This is a genomic window from Pseudomonas rhodesiae, from assembly GCF_007858255.1.
GTDB lineage: Bacteria > Pseudomonadota > Gammaproteobacteria > Pseudomonadales > Pseudomonadaceae > Aquipseudomonas > Aquipseudomonas rhodesiae.
The window spans coordinates 503960-523635 of the sequence record NZ_VFEU01000001.1 but is presented as its reverse complement, the minus strand read 5'-3'; the positions used below and the strand labels follow the sequence as shown (position 1 = coordinate 523635).

Below are 19676 nucleotides of genomic sequence, written 5' to 3'. Positions count from 1 at the left end.
GAGTGGGGTCCGGGTGGCGAAAACGTAAGAAATACTCGTCGAATTGATTGTTTTTTGATCATTTGGCGAGTTTAAAAGTTGCGCTAGGTGGTATGCCGGGGAAATACATGGCTACTTCAGACCATCCCTAAATATTGGAAAGATGAAACATCGTTGATCCAGCGCAGCTTCCTGTGGCGCCATCGGGCGATCAGGTATGCTTTTGCACGCAGGAAACAAAAAGAAACAATTCCCCCAACCTGTTCGATAAGGAGTTCCGTTTTGGAGTTATCGACTGCTGCGTGGATGGTTCACGACACTCGCCTTATGTTTTGCGTCTTACTGGCTATCGCCAGCATCATCGTGCTGATCAGCGCGACCAAGTTACCGCCGTTCCTATCGATTTTGATCGGCACCTTTATCGCTGGGGTCGGCGCCGGCCTGCCGCCGGAAGAGGTGGCTAAGGCCTTCAGTAAAGGCGCCGGGGCGATCCTTGGGGAGGCTGGAATTATCATCGCCCTGGGCTCGATGCTCGGTGCACTGATGGCCGAGTCCGGCGCGGCCGACCGTATCGCCACCACGCTGTTGGGGCTGGGTAAGGGCAAGTCATTACCGTGGGTCATGGCGTTGGTAGCGATGGTGATCGGCTTGCCACTGTTCTTCGAAGTGGGCTTGGTGATGATGGTGCCGATCATCTTTGTCATGGCTAAGCGCTCAAACCAGCCTTTGCTGAAAATCGCCATCCCGGCGCTGGCGGGTATGACCACGTTGCACGCCCTGATGCCGCCCCATCCGGGGCCGTTGATAGCGGTGGGCGCGTTGCACGCCGACCTGGGCCTGACCATGTTGCTGGGCTTTTGCCTGGCGGTGCCGGCGGTGATGCTGGCCGGGCCGATCTATGGCAACTGGTTGTCCAAGCGCCTGCATGTGGATGAACCTGCCGATATCGGCGCGCTGTTCAGCGCACCGCCCAAGGCCCCGCGCCAGCCGGGCTTTGGCGTGTCGTTGCTGATCATCCTGTTGCCGGTGATTCTGATGCTCGGCAGCACCTTGGCCAAGGTTGCGTTGCCCGCCGACAGCAGCGCCGGCCTGACGCTCAAATTCCTCGGCGAACCGCTGATCGCCCTCGGCCTGGCGGTGATTGGCGCGGTGATCTGCCTGGGCTGGGCCGCCGGCATGCCGCGGGCTGAGGTCGGCAATACCTTGCGCAAGGCCCTCGCGCCGATTGCGGTGTTGCTGTTGACCATCGGCGCCGGTGGCGGCCTCAAGCAAACCCTGCTCGACGCAGGCGTTAGCCAGACCATCAGCAAAGTTGCCGAAGGCGCACACATGCCCTACCTGCTGCTGGCCTGGCTGATCGCCGTGGCGTTGCGCCAAGCCACGGGTTCGGCCACCGTCGCCACCACCACAACCGCGGGCATCTTGGCACCGATGATGGCGGGCCTGGCGGCGACGCAAAGCTCACTGGTGGCCCTGGCGATCGGTGCCGGCTCGGTGTTCTTCTGCCACGTCAACGATGCCGGGTTCTGGATGGTACGCGAATACTTCGGGCTGCAGCTCAAGCAGACTATCTGGGTCTGGTCAGTGCTGCAGACCATCGTGTCCGTGGTCGGCCTGGTCGGCACGTTGCTGCTCTGGCACTTCTTGACCTGACCCTCAGGCCATCAAGGTGTGGCGCTTGCCAAACAGCGCCACACTGCCCACTCCCACCGCCCCCATCACCACGCAGTAGCCCACGCAAATCCACGGGCTGGTGGGCATCAATGCGATCAGCATCAACGGGGTGGTGCTGGCCCACAGCGCGTAGGCGATGTTGTAGGTAAAGGAAATACCCGATACCCGCACCGGCGCCGGAAACAGACCAACCATCACCGACGGCACAGCGCCCACCACGCCACAGCTCAAGCCCGCCACGGCATACGCCGCACCCAGCCACACACCGCCGGCGATGAGGCTGGCGTACAACAACGCAATTCCCACCGGCAGCAAAAGGCTGTAGACCAGCACCGCGCGCCAGGCCCCAATGCGGTCCACCAGCAGGCCGGCGAGCACGCAACCGACATTGAGGAACACGATGCCCAGCGCGCTTAACGCAAAGGTGTGACTGGGGCTCATGCCGAAGGTTTTTTGCATCATGGTCGGGGTGATAACCACCAGCACCACCACTGCCGAAGTGAGGACGCAGGTGAGGATCATCGCCGGCAGCAGCACCGCGCGGTGGTCACGCAATACGGTGCGCAGCGGCAGTTCGGCAGCGGCTTGGCGACGCGCCTGCATCTCCAGGAAGACTGGCGTTTCACTGAGCCAACGGCGCAGCCAAACGCCGATTACTCCGAATACGCCGCCGAGCAGGAAGGGGAAACGCCAGGCGTAGTCGAGGATCTCAGCAGCTGTAAAGACTTGCGCCAGCAGCGTTGCGGTCAGGGCGCCGAGCAGGTAGCCGAAGGTTAGCCCCGCCTGTAGGAAACCGAGGGCATACCCGCGATGGTTACGCGGCGCGTGCTCGGCGACGAAGGTCCAGGCACTGGGCACTTCACCGCCCACCGCCGCGCCTTGCAGCACTCGCAGCGCCAGCAGGATCAGTGGTGCGAAATAACCGATCTGGGCATAGGTGGGCATGATCCCGATGAGCAGGCAAGGCAAGGCCATCATCAAGATACTCAGGCTGAATACCCGTTTGCGCCCCAGGTGATCGGCAAAATGCGCCATCAGGATGCCGCCCAGCGGGCGCGCGAGGTAGCCGGTGACAAAGATGCCGAAGCTTTGCAGCAGACGCAGCCATTCGGGCATTTCCGGCGGGAAGAACAGTTGGCTCAGGGTGAGCGCGAAAAACACAAAGATGATGAAGTCATAGATTTCCAAGGCACCGCCTAAGGCGGCCAGGCCCAGGGTTTTGTAGTCGGAGCGGGAAAAGCGCTGCGCCTGTGCGACAGAGGTGGCAGTCATGGAATGGCTCGGCAGACAAACAAAATGGCGTGCAGGTTATGAGTTGAACCGGATCATGGCAATCGCGGCAGATATATTTGTTTTCCTCATGGATCGATGAAGATAACTGCATTCCCATATCAATGGCCGTAGCGGAACATGCCGGAAAACTGCCAAACCCATAATAACGACAAGAGGAATGACTCGTGGCCGACGCTATCGAAGAAAGCCGCTATGCCCGATTTGCCCTGCGCTGCTCCAACTTTGCCGAACGCTGGTTCCCGGACTCCTGGGTGTTCGCCGCACTGGCGGTGATCATCGTGGCCGTGGCGACCCTGGGCATGGGCGCCGCCCCGACCGACGCCGCCAAAGCCTTTGGCGATGGTTTCTGGAGCCTGATCCCGTTCACCATGCAAATGGCCTTTGTGGTAATCGGCGGTTATGTGGTCGCCAGCTCACCGCCAGCGGTGCGCCTGATTGACCGCCTGGCGCGCATCCCCAAGAACGGCCGCTCGGCCGTAGCGTGGGTGGCGCTGATTTCCATGGTCGCGTCGCTGCTGAACTGGGGCTTGTCCCTGGTGTTCGGCGGGTTGCTGGTACGCGCCCTGGCCCGGCGCACTGATCTGCGCATGGATTACCGCGCGGCGGGTGCGGCCGCCTACCTGGGCCTGGGCGCCGTGTGGGCCCTGGGGTTGTCGTCGTCAGCCGCGCAGTTGCAGGCCAACCCAGGCAGTTTGCCGCCATCGATCCTGGCGATCACCGGGATGATCCCCTTCACCGAGACGATCTTCCTGTGGCAGTCCGGTGTGCTGTTGCTGGCGCTGATCGTGGTGTCGCTGATCATCGCCTACGCCACCGCCCCCGGCCCGAACAGCGCCCGCGACGCCCAGGCTTGCGGCGTCGACCCGGCCTTCAACCTGCCCAAGCCACAGGCGCCGACGCGCCCCGGCGAATGGCTGGAACACAGCCCGCTGCTGACCATCCTGCTGGCGCTGCTGGCCGCCGGTTGGCTGTTCCATGAGTTCTCGACCAAGCCGGCGATCAGTGCCATCTCGGGGCTCAATACCTATAACTTCCTGTTCATCATGGTCGGTGCGCTGTTGCACTGGCGCCCGCGCAGCTTCCTGGATGCCGTGGCCCGCGCGGTGCCGACCACCACCGGGGTGCTGATCCAATTCCCGTTGTACGGTTCGATCGCCGCGCTGATGACGGTGGTCAAGGGCGGCGACGGCCAGACCCTGGCGCACCATATCTCAACGTTCTTCACCTCCATTGCCTCCCACGACACCTACGCGCTGCTGATGGGTGTGTACTCGGCGGTGCTGGGCTTCTTTATTCCGTCGGGCGGCGGCAAGTGGATCATCGAGGCACCGTATGTGATGCAAGTGGCCAACGATCTGCAGTACCACCTGGGCTGGTCGGTGCAGATCTACAACGCCGCCGAAGCGCTGCCGAACCTGATCAACCCGTTCTATATGCTGCCGCTATTGGGCGTGCTGGGGCTTAAAGCGAGGGATTTGATCGGTTTCTCGTTCGTGCAATTGCTGGTGCACACGCCGCTGGTGTTGTTTTTGTTGTGGGCACTGGGGACCACGCTGGCGTATTTGCCGCCGGTGATGCCGTAGGCGATTGGGGACTGCGCCAGTTATTGCAACGGGCGCAGTCGGTCAGACGCGCCAGCCGGTATATGATGCGAAATTCTAGTCGACTGTCAGGCCGTCATCGGGGGCAAGCCCCCTCCCACAGGGCCTCGCAGCTCCGGCAGGTCGCGCTGTTGTCTTGGTTCCGTCATCTCCCCCTGCTACCGTCCTGCGAAACATCTTGCAACATCTCGCCAGGACTCCCCCGCAATGAGCGACGAGCACGAAGACCGCCCTTCCACCGATTCCGTAACTCAACCGCCCGTGGACACCAGCCGTCGGCGCTTCCTGGGAGGCGCGGCGGTACTGGGGGTGGGCGCTACCTTGAGCGGCTGCGGCCACACCGGCGAAGGGCCAAACCCACCCCAGACACGGCCACTGACCCCGCAGGAGCTAGACAAAGCCCTGCGCGACCAGGTTAAAACCGTGGTGGTGATCTACGCCGAAAACCGCAGCTTCAATAATTTGTTTGCGGATTTCCCCGGCGTGGAGAAACCGCTGTCGGCGCTGTCTGCCGCCCAATACCAGCAACGCGACCGCGACGGCAGCCTGTTGGCCACCCTGCCTCCAGCCTGGGGCGGTGTGCTGCAGGTCGGGCCGCAAAGCGTGGACGGGGTGACCTACCCCAACACAGTGCAATTCCAGGAAAACCTGCCCAACGCACCTTTCGCCCTCAAGGGCCCGAATGCCGAAGACTTGCCGTTGAGCCTTGTGACCCGCGATCTATGGCATGTGTTTTACCAGAACCAGATGCAGATCAACGGTGGCAAGAACGACGGTTTTGTCGCCTGGGCCGACGCCGGCGGGCTGGTGATGGGCCATTACGCCCAGAGCCGTTATTCCCTGCGCCTGTGGGATGTAGCCAAAGAGTTCGTGCTCTGCGACAACTTCTTCCAGGGTGCGTTTGGCGGTTCGTTTCTCAACCACCAATACCTGATCAGCGCCACCGCGCCGGTGTACCCGAACGCCGCACAATCGGTGGCTAAATCGCAGATCGCCACGTTGCAAAGCGATGACCCCACCGACACGCGCCTCAAGCCGCTGGACAATTCTCCGGCCAGCGCGATGAGCGGCCCGCCGCAGTTCGGTCCCAGCGCACTGACCCCGGACGGTTACGCGGTCAATACCCTGGCCCCGCCCTATTGGCCGACCTGGATACGCGACCCGCAAAACCCGGATTACTCCAAGCCCGACCTGCCCAATGTGCTGGTGCCGCAGACCCACGAACACATCGGCGACAAGCTGTCGCAAAAGAATATCGACTGGGCCTGGTACGCCGGGGCGTGGCAGGCGACGCTGGATCAGTTCAAGGACTCGGGCGGTATCCCGAAGATCCCTAATTTCCAGTACCACCATCAGCCGTTCAATTACTTCAAGCAACAGGGGCCGCAGAACCCGGCGGAACGCAGCAAACGTCTACGTGATGGTGGGTTGGGCGATGAGTCCAGTACCAACAAGTTCCTGGCCGATGCACAAGCCGGAAAGCTGCCGGCGGTGACGTTCTACAAGCCCCAGGGCAACCTGAACATGCACGCCGGTTATGCCGATGTGGCTTCGGGCGATCGCCATATCGCGCGTGTCTTGAAGGTGCTGCAGGAAAGTCCCCAATGGAAAAACATGGTGGTGGTGGTGACCGTCGATGAAAACGGCGGCTGGTGGGACCACGTCGCGCCGCCTAAGGGCGACCGCTGGGGGCCGGGCAGTCGGGTGCCGGCGCTGGTGGTGTCGCCGTTTGCGCGCAAGGGCACCGTGGACCATACGGTATACGACACCGCATCGATCCTGCGCCTGATCACCCGGGTATTCCAGTTGGAGACCCTGCCCGGCCTCAAGCAGCGCGATGACGCCATGGTTGCGCGCGGTCAGGCACCGATGGGCGATCTAAGCAACGCCCTGCAGTTTCTTATCCAATAGCGACACCCTTGGCGATTTAGCACGCGGTTTTCCTGGTCAGCCGCTACTGTGTGCAAGTGGGCCTTCATCCCGCGCAGACGGGCTTTCGCTGACAAGGAATCAATTATGTTCAAATCGACCAGGCTGTCCCTGACCCTGGCCGCACTGATGGCCAGTGCGGTCGTGCAGGCCGATATCGAAGTACCTTTGGGCAGCACGCAACGCGTCACCCAATTATTCGCGTTTCCCAATAACTGCAATGTGATCTGTTTTCGGCCATGGACACTGGAGCAGACCGCCGAGCATTACCTGAACCAGAGCTTGCAACGCGACGGTTACAGCCGCGCCAAAGTCAGCGTGAAAAGCCATGACGGCCAGCTCACGGCGACGTTCAGTGGTGTGCCGGACACCTATGGTCAACCGTTGACCACCCTGCTCGACACCGCCGACCTGGCGTATCAGGGCGCCAGCAAACTCAACAGCGACGGCAAGTGGGCCTATAACTGGTACCTGTTCCTGCCGCTGGGCATGGCCTTGGAGAACCGTAAGAGCATCGAGTTGTTGCACTTCCCGCCGGACTACTCGTTGACTCAGGCCCAGGACTACCTGGAATCGGCCACTACCGACCGCTGGGCGACGCTGCTCACCGATAATGGCGTCCCCGCCACCGAGACTCCGGCCTATCAGACCATTATCGATATCGCCCCCATCGCCGCGCCGTCCAACGCCGGTAAAGACCTGGAGGCGGTCTACAGCTACTTCACCGACTACCAGACGCGTATGGTCAAGGAGCTGAGCCTGTTGCCCAACGGAGCGCTGCCGATGGTGGCGTTCGGCGCACCGGTGCGTAACTGGATCAAGCAGCAATATGGGCAAACCGTGGGCGTGCTCGGCCTGGCGCAGATCAGCCCGGCCGCCGGCCAGAACGTATCGGTGCTGGGCTCCAACCACCCCAGCTACATTTGGTATGCCGCCGACCCGGCGACCTATGACGGCAACGAGCAGAAGGCCGATGAGGCAGGTTTGAAAGTCATGGGCCAGGATTTGAGTGCCGCCTGCTGGCAGGCCGGTATGGGGCAGAAACCGGCCAGCGACCCGAATGTGTTGCTCAAAGCCTGCATGAATACCTGGCAAGTCACGCGCAAGGAGCAGACCTGTGAGCTGTTCTACACCTCGGTACGCAAGCTGACGCCGGAACAAGCCAATGCCAAATGCGCCACGCCGCCGATCAAAACTCATCTAAAACAGCTGAAGGAACCGGCGCCAACCCCCACGATCACGGCGCCAGCGCTGTAAAAGGCACAAAAAACAGCCGATTTCTACTGTCAGATTTGACAGTAGAAATCGGATCCAACATCAGCGAGTCTTGCCCGGAGCCCATCTGCTGCAAGACTGGTCGTCAGCCACCAACGGAGTCGATGCAGCCTGACCAAGGAGAGTTATGAAGACTCAGGCCATGGCTAAGGCTAAAAACGCCAGAAGTGACTGTCTTTACCCGTTCAAGCCCGCGCTTGGAAACGACTACCCCTCCACACGCGACTTCGACGTCGTGCCATCGGCCGATGGGCTGACCATGCGGATCACTGCGCGCGTACCGTTCGAAAGCCGCGTTTGCATCGCCAAGATATCGGGCTACGCCTTGAGTGAGCGGCGCTTGCATACCCTGCAACTGTCGTCGCGCATTCATCTTTACGATGGTTGGTTCAGCGGCCTGTTCCCGCACTCCTGCACGCCGAATGTGTTTCTCGACCTGCATTACCTGGAAGTCTGGACCTTGTGCGACATCCCTGCCGGCGCCCCACTGACCCGCGATTACGCCAACACCGAAGACGTGCTGTTCCGGCAATTCGCCTGCCAGTGCGGCGAGTTGAACTGCCGGGGTTGGATCACCGGTCGCGATGAGCCACTGAACGCCGAAGGGCAGGCGTTCATGGCTCGATGGCGCGAACGCAAGCGGCCTTAGGCTTCGCCCAACGGACGCAGGCGGTATTGCGGCGGCAGTTGCTCGAAGCCACTGATGGTGGTGTTCAAACTCTTCCAGCGGCCATCCTTGATGCCGTAAATGCAACCGTGGATCGACAGGCTCTGCCCGCGATGCCAGGCGTTCTGCACGATGCTGGTGTGACCGACGTTGGCCACCTGCTGAATCACGTTCAACTCGCACAAGCGGTCGACGCGCTCCTCTTCGGTCGGCAACTGGGCCAGCAGGTCACGGTTTTCGTAGTAAAGGTCGCGAATGGTGCGCAGCCAGCCATCGATCAGGCCGAACTGGCGGTCCTGCATCGAAGCCCGCACGCCACCGCAGCCATAGTGGCCGGTGACGAGGATATGTTTGACCTTGAGCACATCGACCGCGTACTGGATCACCGACAGGCAATTGAGGTCGGTGTGCAGCACCACGTTGGCCACGTTGCGGTGCACAAACAGATCGCCCGGCAACATGCCGACGATCTCGTTGGCCGGCACCCGTGCATCGGAACAGCCGATCCATAGGTATTCCGGGGTTTGCTGGCGGGCGAGCTTGGCGAAGAATTCGGGATCTTCCTGTTTGATCGCATCCGCCCAGCGTTCGTTGTTATCAAGCAGGTCTTGTAGTTCGTTCATCAGGAAAGCCTCAGGAATGATGCGCAGCTGTGTGACACACGACCACTCGTCCAGGTCACGCCGCGCGGCAATTAGCTTGAATCTTTCGGGCGCGGTGCCTGTCCACACACTATATGCCCCACAGTATGAGGATTGGCCATGACTGAATCACGACGTCCCTACGGCGCTACCCAGCCCGAACCGATTGATGACAACGAAGACCGCATGGGCTCAATGCGCGAGCTGGATTTCGACGACGAGGCACCCAGCGCAGAAATCGGCGACGAAATCCCCCGTGGCGAGCGCGAACACCTGATGCCTGATGAACGCGTGCGTGAAGCCGGGATGACCGGAGCCTCCACCGACGATCATGAAGCCACCGACGACGACATGAGCCCGGAAACCCTGATCCACGAAGACGGCGCGCGGGATGCGCGAGAGGCCGGGGAAGACAGCCCTGCCGATTTCGATCTCAGTGTTGTAGACGAGGACGATATCGGCGGTGGGAATGGACTGGATGAGGCAGAACTGGCGGATATCGACCCTATAGGTGGCAAACGCTGACTGGCGCGGTTCACCTGTGGGAGTCGGCTTAACCCCTACCACATTGGCTCGGGTGGTCAGTCGACCAGAGTACAGGCCATGACCACCGCATCTTCCCGGCCACCCACGGTCGGGTAGTAATCCCGGCGACGGCCGATTTCGTTGAAACCGTAGCGCTCGTACAACCGGAACGCTGCGGTGTTGCTGTCCCGCACTTCCAAGAAGCACTCCCGCGCGTTCGCGGCATGTGCGCGGGACATCAGGTGTTCGAGCAATGCCAGGCCCAGACCGCGGCCCTGGTTTTCCGGCTTGACGGTGATATTGAGCAAATGCGCCTCGTCGAGAATGATCTGCACCACACCGTGCCCCACTTGCTGCTCGCCTTCGAACATCAACCAGATCTGGTACCTGCCCAGCCCATCGAGAAAAATCCCACGGGTCCAGGGATGACTGAACGCCGCATATTCGATTTTCAGCACGGCGTCGAGGTCGGCCTCGGTCATCGGGCGGAAGGATAAAGCCTCACTCATCGGTTGTTTTCCAGCGCGCCATCAGCCGGCGCATGGCTTGCCAGACATCAGCCTTACGCTGTGGCTCTTCCATTAATAGTTCCAGGCCCGGCAGGGCCCATACCGAGCCCAGGCTGTCGACCTGCAGCTCGCGATACCACGCCTCGGCGTTGGCTTCACCGGCAAAACGCACAGCAGGCAGGCCGATCAACCACACACACACGCTGGGCTCGTCTTCCAGGCGCGCCGCCACAAAGCCTTGCACGAAGTCGCGCGCAGCCTCGGGGCCTTGATCCATGGTGCCGCGCGTCAGCAGCGGCCAGCGCACCGGGTCGCCGACGATCTGCGGGCTGTCGGGCAGGCCGGCGGCGCGCAGCATGTCCTTGAGCAATAGGTAGGCCGGGTCGCGGGTCTGGAAGCGCTCGCCGGTGGGCAGCTCCACCAGCAGCAGGCAACGCCCGGCGCGCAGCAATTGCAGGGCAAAACGCGGCGGCGGCACCACCGGCGCCTTGACCACCGGCGCAGCCTCTTCGACCACGGCCGGCTTGGCCACTGGCGAGGGCCGCGGGACTTCGATCTTGGCCCGCTCCACCGTTGGGCGTGCCTCGGGCGCAGACTTGATCACCGCGACCGGCGGGGCCGCTTCCTCCCCCGAAGACTCGAACACCGCGTCGGGCTCAAGCGCTTGCAGCAACTCGGGCCGCGACGGTGCGGCAAACGGCAGTTCGGTACGGGGCAGCCAATTGACCACCTGCATGGCGGTCAAGTAAGCGCGACGTCGGGACTCGATAAGCACAGCTCGGCCACTTGTGGATAAGTAAAGAGCGGGGATTCTACCGCTGTTCGCTCACAATCGCCCACTGCACACTGACCGGCTGTGGATAAATCCCCCGTCCGATGCAGTACAATCGCGACTTTTAATCGCCAACCAGCGGCCATTCCCATGATCGAACCCAAGCGCGTCCTGCGCGCCCTCGCCGAACACTGGGCCTTACTTGAGCCACTGTGCGAACACTTCGACCAAGGCACCCTGAGCCTCGGCGAGCTGCGCGCGCAACTGGCCGCCCAACAACTGGACAGCACGCCCCAGGACATCACCAGCCTGTTGGACGTGTGGATTCGCCTCGACATCCTCGTACCTGTGGCCAAGAGCCCGAATCGCTTCGAGCTTAACGCGCAGATCCACGATTTCCTGGCCTATCTTCGCAAGGAGCACCGGCTGGGCCTGTGCCTGGAGATCGAAGCCTACCTGCGCCACCTTGAGCGCCTGGCCGGTTATATCCAGGACGCCTTCGACATCCGCGACGGCCACGACCTGGCCCGCCAGCTGCGCTTGCTCGACATGCGCGTGCGCGACGTGCTGAAGAAACTCGCCAACGACGAACAGGCCCTGGCCGCCGTGGCCGACCGCGCCAAGACCAGTGACCGGCAGATCCCGTTGCGCCAGCGTTACGCCGAGGTCTTGGCGACCTGGGACGAATACGTCGAACCGATGATCCAACTGGTGAACGCCGACGGCGCCTTCGAACAAGGCGTGCGCAAAGTGGAAAACGTGCTGTTGCGCCTGCTCACCGAACAGCAGCGCCTCGGCCATCTGGTGGACGATGACATGCTGCTGCGTACCCACGCGCGCATCCTCGAAATGCAGACCAGCGCCCAACTGACCTTGCGCCATGCGCGGGAACTGCTGCTGCCGCTGCGTGAAGAAGCGCGCCGGCACAACGCCGTGACCCGTGGCGCGGCGCTGGCCTTGTCGGCCATTCGACGCAAGGGCCTGGACGCGGTGCCGCAAGCGGCAATGCCGATGTTTACCCGACCGCAAAGCACGTTCCTGGGCAGTGCGAGCCAGGTCGAAGCCTATGTGTATGCCCTGGCGAATTTCGAGCCCAAGCCTGCGCGGTTTCCCAAGGCTCACAAGTCCCACAAGGGCGAAGCCCAACGCGCGCCGCGCACGGTCAAAGAGATGCTCGAACGCTGCGAAGACGCGTTGCCGATGCCAGACTTGATGACCTGGCTGCTGGAGCAGGAACCGGACGGCGCCACCGACGAATTGCTGTACTGGTTCTCGCGCCTGTCCCGCGAAAAACGCTTCAAGCGCGAACGCCTGGAACGTCGCGACTATCACACCCACGAGCACCAGGTCAGCCTGCGCTCCTTCGCCCTGCTCCCGGCCACGCCTGACGCGGCCGAGCATTCTGCGAGCACTCCTCATGCATCTTGATCTATCCGAACTGTCCCAGCTGGCGCCGATCTTCCGCGAGCTGTTCAAGGGTTACCATGTCAGCCGCCGCGACCCGGAGCTGTACGCCCAACTGTCGAACTTCCAGGACCAGTACCGCACGTTGTTCAAGGCCCTGGGCTTTGAGCTGGTTTGCGACACTCGGGGCTTCTACTACTTCGTGCCCGACACCGCCGTGGCTGCCGCACAGGTCAACAAAACGGCGCAGCGCCTGGCGCTGTTCACCTTCATCATTGTCGAGCACCTGGCCGACCAGGGCCGCGACCCAATCGCTGTGCTGGACGGTGGCAGCCTGGGCCGCGACGAACTGCCGTCGCTGCTTGAAAAGTACCGCGACCTGTTTATCCAGGCCGAAGTGCAGACCCAGGAAGAACTCGAAGAAAAAATCATGCGCCGCATGACCCAGCTCGGATTCGCCAGCGAAGACAACGGCGTGTACCGCTTCCTGCCGCCGATGCACCGTTTCCTCGACGTGTGCCTGTCGGTGCAGCAGGACCGCGACCTGGCAGCCAGTGTGCACAGCGTCTTGCCTCTGCCGGTGCCGGTGATCATCGACGAAGACAGCGATGAGAAACTGCTGAAGACCGATGACCCGCTGGACCTCAGCGAGTTTGACAACGAGAGCGAAGAAGACGCCCTGGCCCGCGCCATTGCCGAAGAACAGGAGACCGACGCATGAGTAAGGAACGCTACGGCATCCGCCGCTTCGCCCTATTGAACACCGCCGGTTACAGCCTGGGCTTGTTTCCGCTGGAAGAGCCGCTGTCGGTGTACGGCGCGAACAACCTGGGTAAGTCCGCCTCGATCAACGCCCTGCAGTTCCCGATCCTGGCACGCATGTCGGACATGAGTTTCGGCAAGTACACCCTGGAACAATCGCGACGTTTCTACTTTGCCAGCGACACCAGCTACATCCTCGTGGAAGTCTCCCTGCCCCACGGCCCGCATGTGATCGGTGTGGTCGGTCGCGGGCCGGGCGGTGGTTTCGGCCACCAATTCTTTGCCTATGCCGGCAAACTCGACCTGGCCCACTACCAGAAAAACGACACCTGCCTGCGTCAGAAAGAACTGTTCACCAACCTTGAGCGCGAGGGCCTCAAGGCTTACGAACTCAAGCCGGATGAACTGCGGCGTTTGCTGGTCGGCGGTCACACATCGATCCCGCTGGACCTGACATTGATCCCGCTGCGCTCCACCAGCGAGCAGAGCCTGAAAACCTTCCGCGCGCTGTTTATCAACCTGCTGCACATGCGCGAAATCACCGCGGCCAAGCTCAAGCAGCTGTTCCTCGATGCGTTTGAACACAGCCTGCGTTCCGGCAGTGTGGATTACATCGCCGCGTGCGAAGAAGCCTTCCGCGATGTGCGACGCATGGAACAGGACTACAACGCCCTGGTGGCCGCCGGGCCGCTGGTCGAAGCCCTGGCCAATGGCGTGAAGCACCGCGACATCCTGCGCGGCAAACTGCATCGCCTGTCGCCACTGTTGGATTCGCTGCTGGGCACCTGGTCGGACTACGCCAGTGCACGCAAGGAAGAGCTGACCATCCAGGCCGAGCATTACCGCAACGAACAGGATGCGCTGCAGAACGACCAGCGCGGCGGCACTCAAGAGCTGATGCGCCTGGAGCGGGAGATCAGCGGCATCCAGCGTTGGCTGGGTGAATTGTCGGTGCTCAAACATCGCTTCGCGTTGGTGGACGATGTGAAAGTGCTGGAGCAGCAATTGCTCGCAGCCAAGGATGCTCACGACGAACTCGCGGGCGCGCTGGCGCAGTCGCGACAGTTCAGCGCCGAAGACTTGGACGAGCGCTTGCGTGACCTGGAAAAGCGCCTGAAGTCGGTCAAGCAGCAGCTAGACCATGCGGACAACAACAGCTACGCCAAGCTGCGCGAAGAATTCTCACAGCAGGATGTCGAGCGTCTGATGCGACTGTTCAACAGTTCGTTGTTCAGCCTGCCGTTGGGCGAGCATGGCATCACGCTGGATGAGGATGGTCTGTGGGTTAAATCCCTGGAGCAGATCCTTGATGGCTTCAAGGGCGAGCGCTTTGAAGTACCGGGGTTGTCTATCGACATTTCCCACATCGAACCGCCGGCATTGCAGGCTTTGGCAGACCGTGCGGCGTTGCGCGACCAGAAAGAGCGCTTGGAAAAAGAACTCAAGCAGCTCAAAACCCAGCAAGCCGTGGCAGCTGACCGCGCCGCGAGCAAAACCCAGACCGAAGCGCTGTACCAGCAGGTGCTGGACGCACAGAAAGCCTTGGAGGATTTCCGTCGCGCGCAGACCTTGAGCGCTGAAGAAGGTGAGAAGCTGGAAAGCCTGGCGCAGATGGAAGCGGCCCAGGACGAGTTGAAGCGCTCCAGCGACGCGTTTACCGAACGGGTCCAGCAACTGTCGGCCAAGCTGCAACTGGTCGGGCGTCAAATCGGCGACATGGAAGCCAAGCAACGCACATTGGATGACGCGTTGCGTCGTCGTCAGTTACTGCCTGCGGACTTGCCGTTCGGCACGCCGTTCATGGACCCTATCGACGATTCCATGGACAACCTGCTGCCGCTGCTCAATGACTATCAGGACAGTTGGCAGGGCCTGCTGCGCGCCGATGGTCAGATCGAAGCGCTGTACGCTCAGGTGCGCCTCAAGGGTGTGGCCAAATTCGACAGCGAGGATGATGTGGAACGTCGCCTGCAATTGCTGATCAACGCCTATGCCCACCGCACCGATGAAGCTCTGACCCTGGGCAAGGCACGCCGTGCGGCGGTCACCGATATCGCGCGCACCTTGCGCAATATACGCAGCGACTACGACAGCCTGGAACACCAACTGGCGCTGTTCAACCGCGAGATCAACAAGCGTCAGGTGTCCAACCTGCAGAGCTTCCGCATCGTACTGGCACCGAACAAGGAAGCGCTCAAGCATATCGACCAGATCATCCACAGCGCCGGTCAATACGAAGAAGGCGAAACCCTGTCGGTGTTCGATCTCAGCCAGAGCGCCGAGCAGGACAACAAGAACGAAGAAGCCAAGGAATACCTGGCTCGCCTGGTGGCCGCCAACCATAACCAGTTGGGTCTCAAGGATCTGTTCGAGCTGGCCTTCGAAATCACTAAGGTCAACGGCCCGCCGGTGATTCACACCGATATCGATGGCGCGGCGTCCAACGGCACCACCATGACGATCAAGGCGCTGACCAACATGTATTTGTTGCTGCACTTGATGGACCGCGACCAGGCCGGTCGTGTGCGTTTGCCGTACTACCTGGATGAAGCGGCGGATATTGACGAGAAGAACCAGGCCGCGCTGCTGGAAACCAGTTTGCAGTTGGGCTTCGTGCCGATCCTGGCGAGTGTGAAACCCCAGGTTTCCGCCCAGGTGGCTATCGACTTGGAAGGCGGTAGCGGACCGAATGGTATCTACATCGACGAGGCGGACTGGAAGTACATCCGTCGTCGTGATGTGGTGAAGGCCACGGTAAACGTGCAGGCGGATGAACCGGAGCTGGATGAAGTCTGACCGGTTGCACTGAAATGCAAAAAGGCCGCGATCTTATGGATCGCGGCCTTTTTTGTGGTTGCGTTGAGGCTCTTGTCGGGAGCAAGCCCTCCCACATCCTGATTTATGTGGGAGGCGGCTTGCCCCCGATTGCCGCGCCTCGGTTTATTTGCCCAGTGGAATCTTGGGCGCCCAGGTCAGCCATTCATCTTCGAACTTGTCGAACAGCGGAAAGGTTTGTTGGGCACGCGCGGCGTTACCCATGCGCTCACCCTCCGGCGTGGCGAATGCAATACCACCCGCCACTAGAGTCTCCAGGGACTCGGTGCGTACCGTTGCGCCTTTGAACAGGCCGAAGTCGATCCCGAACCCACTGGTGTTCCAGAAACGGCTGCCACTGCGCACCAACGGCGCGTACTTGGGTTCAATCAGGATATGGATCAACACACGGTCGGCGGTCTGGCCCAGCTCGTAACCGGTGACTTTACCCACGGTGACTTCACGGTAGGTAACCGGCACGCCTTCCTTAAGCGAACCGCGACGCGCTGCGCTCAGGACCAGTCTCAAACCAGCTTCTTGGTTCACGACTTCCGGCGGTTGATTCAGCGCGACGAAATTTTTCTGCGGGCCGGCATTTTTCGCCGCCGGTTGCACCTCGATGTACTGACCGGTGACCAGGGTGTCGAGGTTGGACGTTTTCATCAGGCCCAACTCAGGCTTGACCACCCAGAACTGACTGCCGACGCGCGCGACGCGATCGGCCACTTGGGTGATACGCGCACTGAGCATGACCGACTGCATATCGGCACTCAGGTCGACACTCTCGATCTTGCCCACATCCAAGCCCTTGAAACGCACCGGGGTTCCTGGGCGCAGGCCATCGGCGCGGTCGACCTTGATGGTGACGAGGGTCCCATGTTGATTGGCGGCCTCACGGTCAGCAAACAGACGGAAACGAGGGATACGTTTTTTCAGCGGAACGTTTGCTTGCGGGGTTTCGAAAGCGATACCGCCGGCCATCAGGCTCGCCAGGGACTCACTTTTTACTTGGATACCGCCGGTCAGGCCGCCGGTCAGAGTGACGCCGCTGGCATTCCAGAACCGAGTCGAACCGTTGACGAGGTTTTCGTATTCCTTCTCGATGTGAACGCCAATCACCAGTTGCTTGCTCTTGCGCGAGAATTGATAGCTCTGCACCGAACCGACTTTGACCTGCTTGTAAAGGATCGGGCTGCCGACATCCAGGGAGCCCAGGTTGTCGGTGAACAACACCATATGCAGGCCCGGAGAACGCAGGTCCAACGGCGGCGCTTTGGCCCGCGCGACAAACTCACGTTGCGGGGCACTGCCTTTGTCACCAGGGCGGATGGCAATGTAGTTACCTTTGACCAAGGCTTCCAGACCAGTAATGCCGGCAAGGGAGATGGAAGGTTTCACCACCCAGAACTGCGTGTCCTGCACCAGGTAATCTTCAGCCAAGGGGTCGAGGGTCAATTCCGCATTGGCGCTGGACAGATCCGGATCGATCTTCAGAGTTTTCAGGCTACCGACCTGGATGCCCTTGTACATGACCGGCGTGCGCCCCGCTTGCAGGCCTTCGAAGTCAGCCAGCTTGACCTTCACACGAATACCGGCGGCGGCCGCGTCGAAATCTTCGTACAAGCGGAACGGCAGGCTTGGATCGGTGGGTGGACTGTCTTTGCGATTTTCTGGCGTGGCGAAGGCGATACCACCGGCCACGATGCTGGAAAGCGACTCGCTGCGCACTTTGACGCCGGAGAGGTTAGCGTCGATGCTGATACCGCTGGCATTCCAAAAACGCGTGTGTTTGCGCACCAGGTGCGCGTAAGTCGGCTCGATGTAGAGTTTGATCTCAACGGTGCTTTGGTCTTCGGACAGCAGATAGCTTTTGACCTGACCCACCTGGATCTGCTTGTAGAACACCGGGCTGCCCCGGTTGAGTGAGCCGAGGCGGTCGGCTTTGACGGTCAGGTGCAGGCCGGGCTTGGCGTCGGACAGAGGCGGTTCTTCGGAGAGCGCCTTGAATTTGCGAGTGGGTTCGCCATCACCAGGGCTGGCAGCGATGTAGTTGCCTGATACCAGGGTTTCCAGACCGGTGATGCCCGCGAGACTGACGCTGGGCTTGACCAGCCAGAAGCGCGTGTTGGTTTTGAGGTATTGCTCGACGTCCTTACCCATCTCGATGGTGGCGATCACCCCGCGATTGTTGCCTTCGTCATCAAGTGCCAAGGCTTTGACCTTGCCCACGGGCATGCCTTTATAAACCACTTCGGTTTTGTTGACCTGGATGCCCTCGCCGCTTTCAAAGCGCACCTGGATTTCGATGCCCTGCTGGGAGTAAGCACGCCACCCCAGCCATCCGCCGATAATCAGGGCAATCAGAGGCAACACCCATATGGCTGACCAGTTGGAAGCAGGGCGGGTTTTAGCTTTAGGCAAGTCACTCATGGTCGTCGTCCGACTCCGTGTTATCCCAAATCAGTCGGGGATCGAAAGTTACAGCGGCAAGCATCGTCAAGATCACCACACTGGCGAACGCCGCAGCGCCGAGGTTGGCCTCAACGCTGGCAAGTCGTCCGAAGTTTACGACCGCCACGAGGATGGCGATCACGAAGATATCCAACATGGACCAGCGGCCAATGAATTCAATAAAACGGTACATCACGATACGTTGTTGCGCCGAGAGTGGTTGATGGCGCTGCACCGAGAACAGTAGCAGACCGATACCCACCAGCTTGAATGTCGGCACAAGAATACTGGCAATGAATACCACTGCCGCAATCGGGTACATACCGTGCTGCACCAGCTGGATAACACCGGCCATGATGGTACTGGGATCGCCCTGCCCCAAGGAGTTGACCGTCATGATGGGCAGCATATTGGCAGGGATGTAGAGCAAAGCGGCGGTAATCAACAACGCCCAAGTACGAGTAAGGCTATCAGGGCGGCGAGCATGAACCAGCGCGCCACAGCGGCTGCACACTTGCTCATCGACATCTGGCTCTTGCTTATTCAACTCATGGCATTCGGTGCAAATCAGAATGCCCGCATCAATCGCCCGCATGATCATCCTCCCCTGACAACGCTTGCCAGATCTGGTGGGGCGACATCACCACCTCAAGCAGGACCTGAACCATCAACAAACTGACAAAACAGCCAAGGCCCAGGCCAATCGTGATGGACGCCATGTCAGCGAGCTTGACGATCGCCACCAGTACGCCCATCAAGTAGACCTCCAGCATCCCCCAATCTCTCAAGTGGTGGTAAATACGATAGAGCAGCAGGCCATAACTGCGGCCGATGTTCCACCGTATGCTCAGCAGCACGGCTAACTGACACAGCAACTTGAGCAAGGGAATGCCCATGCTGCACAGGAACACCACGATGGCCACACCCTGCATGCCCGTGTCGAAGAGACCGACAACGCCGCTCCACACGGTGTCCTCTGAAGACTGACCCAGTAGATTGAGCTGCATGATCGGCAGAAAGTTCGCAGGGATGTACAACAACAGTGCAGCAAGTACCAAGGCAAGGCTTCGCTCAACCACTTTATGTCGGTGAGCGTACAGCTCGTAACCGCAACGTGGGCACTGGGCTTTTTCGCCAAGAGCGAGCGCGGGTTTGCGCATCAGCAGGTCGCACTCATGGCAGGCCACCAGGTCGTCCAGCGGTAAATCCGACACCTCTGTGGCATCAACCGGATCAGGCATAGTAGGGCTCTGACTCTAAAAATGGTTAGGTGCCTATTCTAGTGGTCTGGTTCAGAAATAACTGTGCAAATTTGTCGGGCGATTTGGCGGTGCTCTTGGGCTGATTAAAAGATATGTCTAATAGAGCTTCCTAGCACCG

The 19676-nt window shown here is 60.7% G+C and carries 16 protein-coding genes; 9 read left to right on the top strand and 7 right to left on the bottom strand.

Going from position 1 to position 19676, the window contains the following annotated elements; genetic code table 11:
- The first annotated feature begins 261 nt into the window (after positions 1–261).
- Complete coding sequence (locus FIV35_RS02265) at positions 262–1632, top strand: GntT/GntP/DsdX family permease (protein ID WP_034111653.1); 1371 nt, start codon at positions 262–264, stop codon at positions 1630–1632.
- A gap of 3 nt (positions 1633–1635) precedes the next feature.
- Here the strand turns inward: FIV35_RS02265 and FIV35_RS02260 are convergent, their stop codons facing one another.
- Positions 1636–2925, bottom strand: coding sequence for an MFS transporter (locus FIV35_RS02260; protein ID WP_034136773.1), 1290 nt, complete (start codon positions 2923–2925; stop codon positions 1636–1638).
- A 185-nt stretch (positions 2926–3110) separates the two neighbouring features.
- Between FIV35_RS02260 and FIV35_RS02255 the strand changes: the two genes are divergently transcribed.
- The 4 genes from FIV35_RS02255 (at position 3111) to FIV35_RS02240 (ending at position 8400) form a co-directional block, all read left to right on the top strand.
- The gene (locus FIV35_RS02255; protein WP_034095752.1) at positions 3111–4529 is read left to right on the top strand and encodes a short-chain fatty acid transporter; all 1419 of its coding nucleotides are present in this window, start codon (positions 3111–3113) and stop codon (positions 4527–4529) included.
- Positions 4530–4754: 225 nt separating this feature from the next.
- Positions 4755–6458 carry an acid phosphatase gene (locus FIV35_RS02250; RefSeq protein WP_034136772.1) on the top strand — a complete coding sequence of 568 codons (1704 nt, stop codon included), beginning with the start codon at positions 4755–4757 and terminating at the stop codon, positions 6456–6458.
- 105 nt (positions 6459–6563) lie between these two features.
- The gene (locus FIV35_RS02245) at positions 6564–7733 is read left to right on the top strand and encodes a hypothetical protein (RefSeq protein ID WP_034136771.1); all 1170 of its coding nucleotides are present in this window, start codon (positions 6564–6566) and stop codon (positions 7731–7733) included.
- A gap of 145 nt (positions 7734–7878) precedes the next feature.
- Complete coding sequence (locus tag FIV35_RS02240; RefSeq protein WP_034136770.1) at positions 7879–8400, top strand: SET domain-containing protein; 522 nt, start codon at positions 7879–7881, stop codon at positions 8398–8400.
- On the opposite strand, the gene can is transcribed toward FIV35_RS02240, so the two are convergent.
- On the bottom strand, positions 8397–9041 hold the full coding sequence (gene can / locus FIV35_RS02235; RefSeq protein WP_010213394.1) for a carbonate dehydratase: 645 nt from the start codon (positions 9039–9041) through the stop codon (positions 8397–8399). The two genes, FIV35_RS02240 and can, sit on opposite strands and share 4 nt — an antisense overlap.
- 138 nt (positions 9042–9179) lie before the next feature.
- Here can and FIV35_RS02230 point away from each other — a divergent pair, with 138 nt between their 5' ends.
- Positions 9180–9584: a hypothetical protein gene (locus tag FIV35_RS02230; RefSeq protein ID WP_034095747.1), complete on the top strand. Its 405-nt coding sequence runs from the start codon at positions 9180–9182 to the stop codon at positions 9582–9584.
- A gap of 56 nt (positions 9585–9640) precedes the next feature.
- Here the strand turns inward: FIV35_RS02230 and rimI are convergent, their stop codons facing one another.
- Both rimI and FIV35_RS02220 read right to left on the bottom strand, forming a co-directional pair.
- A complete protein-coding gene (gene rimI / locus FIV35_RS02225; RefSeq protein ID WP_034136769.1) occupies positions 9641–10093 on the bottom strand; it encodes a ribosomal protein S18-alanine N-acetyltransferase in 453 nt (150 codons plus the stop codon).
- Positions 10086–10829, bottom strand: coding sequence for a hypothetical protein (locus tag FIV35_RS02220; protein WP_052198902.1), 744 nt, complete (start codon positions 10827–10829; stop codon positions 10086–10088). Before FIV35_RS02220 ends, rimI begins: the two co-directional genes overlap by 8 nt.
- 186 nt (positions 10830–11015) lie before the next feature.
- Here FIV35_RS02220 and mksB point away from each other — a divergent pair, with 186 nt between their 5' ends.
- The 3 genes from mksB to mksF are packed head-to-tail and all read left to right on the top strand — an operon-like array spanning position 11016 to position 15827.
- Positions 11016–12293, top strand: coding sequence for an Mks condensin complex protein MksB (mksB, locus tag FIV35_RS02215; protein ID WP_017529959.1), 1278 nt, complete (start codon positions 11016–11018; stop codon positions 12291–12293).
- Positions 12283–12990, top strand: a complete 708-nt coding sequence (gene mksE, locus FIV35_RS02210) for an Mks condensin complex protein MksE (RefSeq protein ID WP_034136767.1) — start codon at positions 12283–12285, stop codon at positions 12988–12990. The genes mksB and mksE overlap by 11 nt, the downstream gene beginning before the upstream one ends.
- A complete protein-coding gene (mksF, locus tag FIV35_RS02205; RefSeq protein WP_034136766.1) occupies positions 12987–15827 on the top strand; it encodes an Mks condensin complex protein MksF in 2841 nt (946 codons plus the stop codon). The genes mksE and mksF overlap by 4 nt, the downstream gene beginning before the upstream one ends.
- A 144-nt stretch (positions 15828–15971) precedes the next feature.
- On the opposite strand, the gene FIV35_RS02200 is transcribed toward mksF, so the two are convergent.
- Genes FIV35_RS02200 through FIV35_RS02190 form a run of 3 tightly spaced genes read right to left on the bottom strand, consistent with a single transcriptional unit; the run spans position 15972 to position 19537 of the window.
- A complete protein-coding gene (locus FIV35_RS02200) occupies positions 15972–18275 on the bottom strand; it encodes a PqiB family protein (protein ID WP_034136765.1) in 2304 nt (767 codons plus the stop codon).
- A complete protein-coding gene (locus FIV35_RS02195; RefSeq protein ID WP_034095740.1) occupies positions 18268–18891 on the bottom strand; it encodes a paraquat-inducible protein A in 624 nt (207 codons plus the stop codon). Before FIV35_RS02195 ends, FIV35_RS02200 begins: the two co-directional genes overlap by 8 nt.
- The gene (locus FIV35_RS02190) at positions 18878–19537 is read right to left on the bottom strand and encodes a paraquat-inducible protein A (RefSeq protein WP_034136764.1); all 660 of its coding nucleotides are present in this window, start codon (positions 19535–19537) and stop codon (positions 18878–18880) included. Before FIV35_RS02190 ends, FIV35_RS02195 begins: the two co-directional genes overlap by 14 nt.
- Positions 19538–19676: the final 139 nt, after the last annotated feature.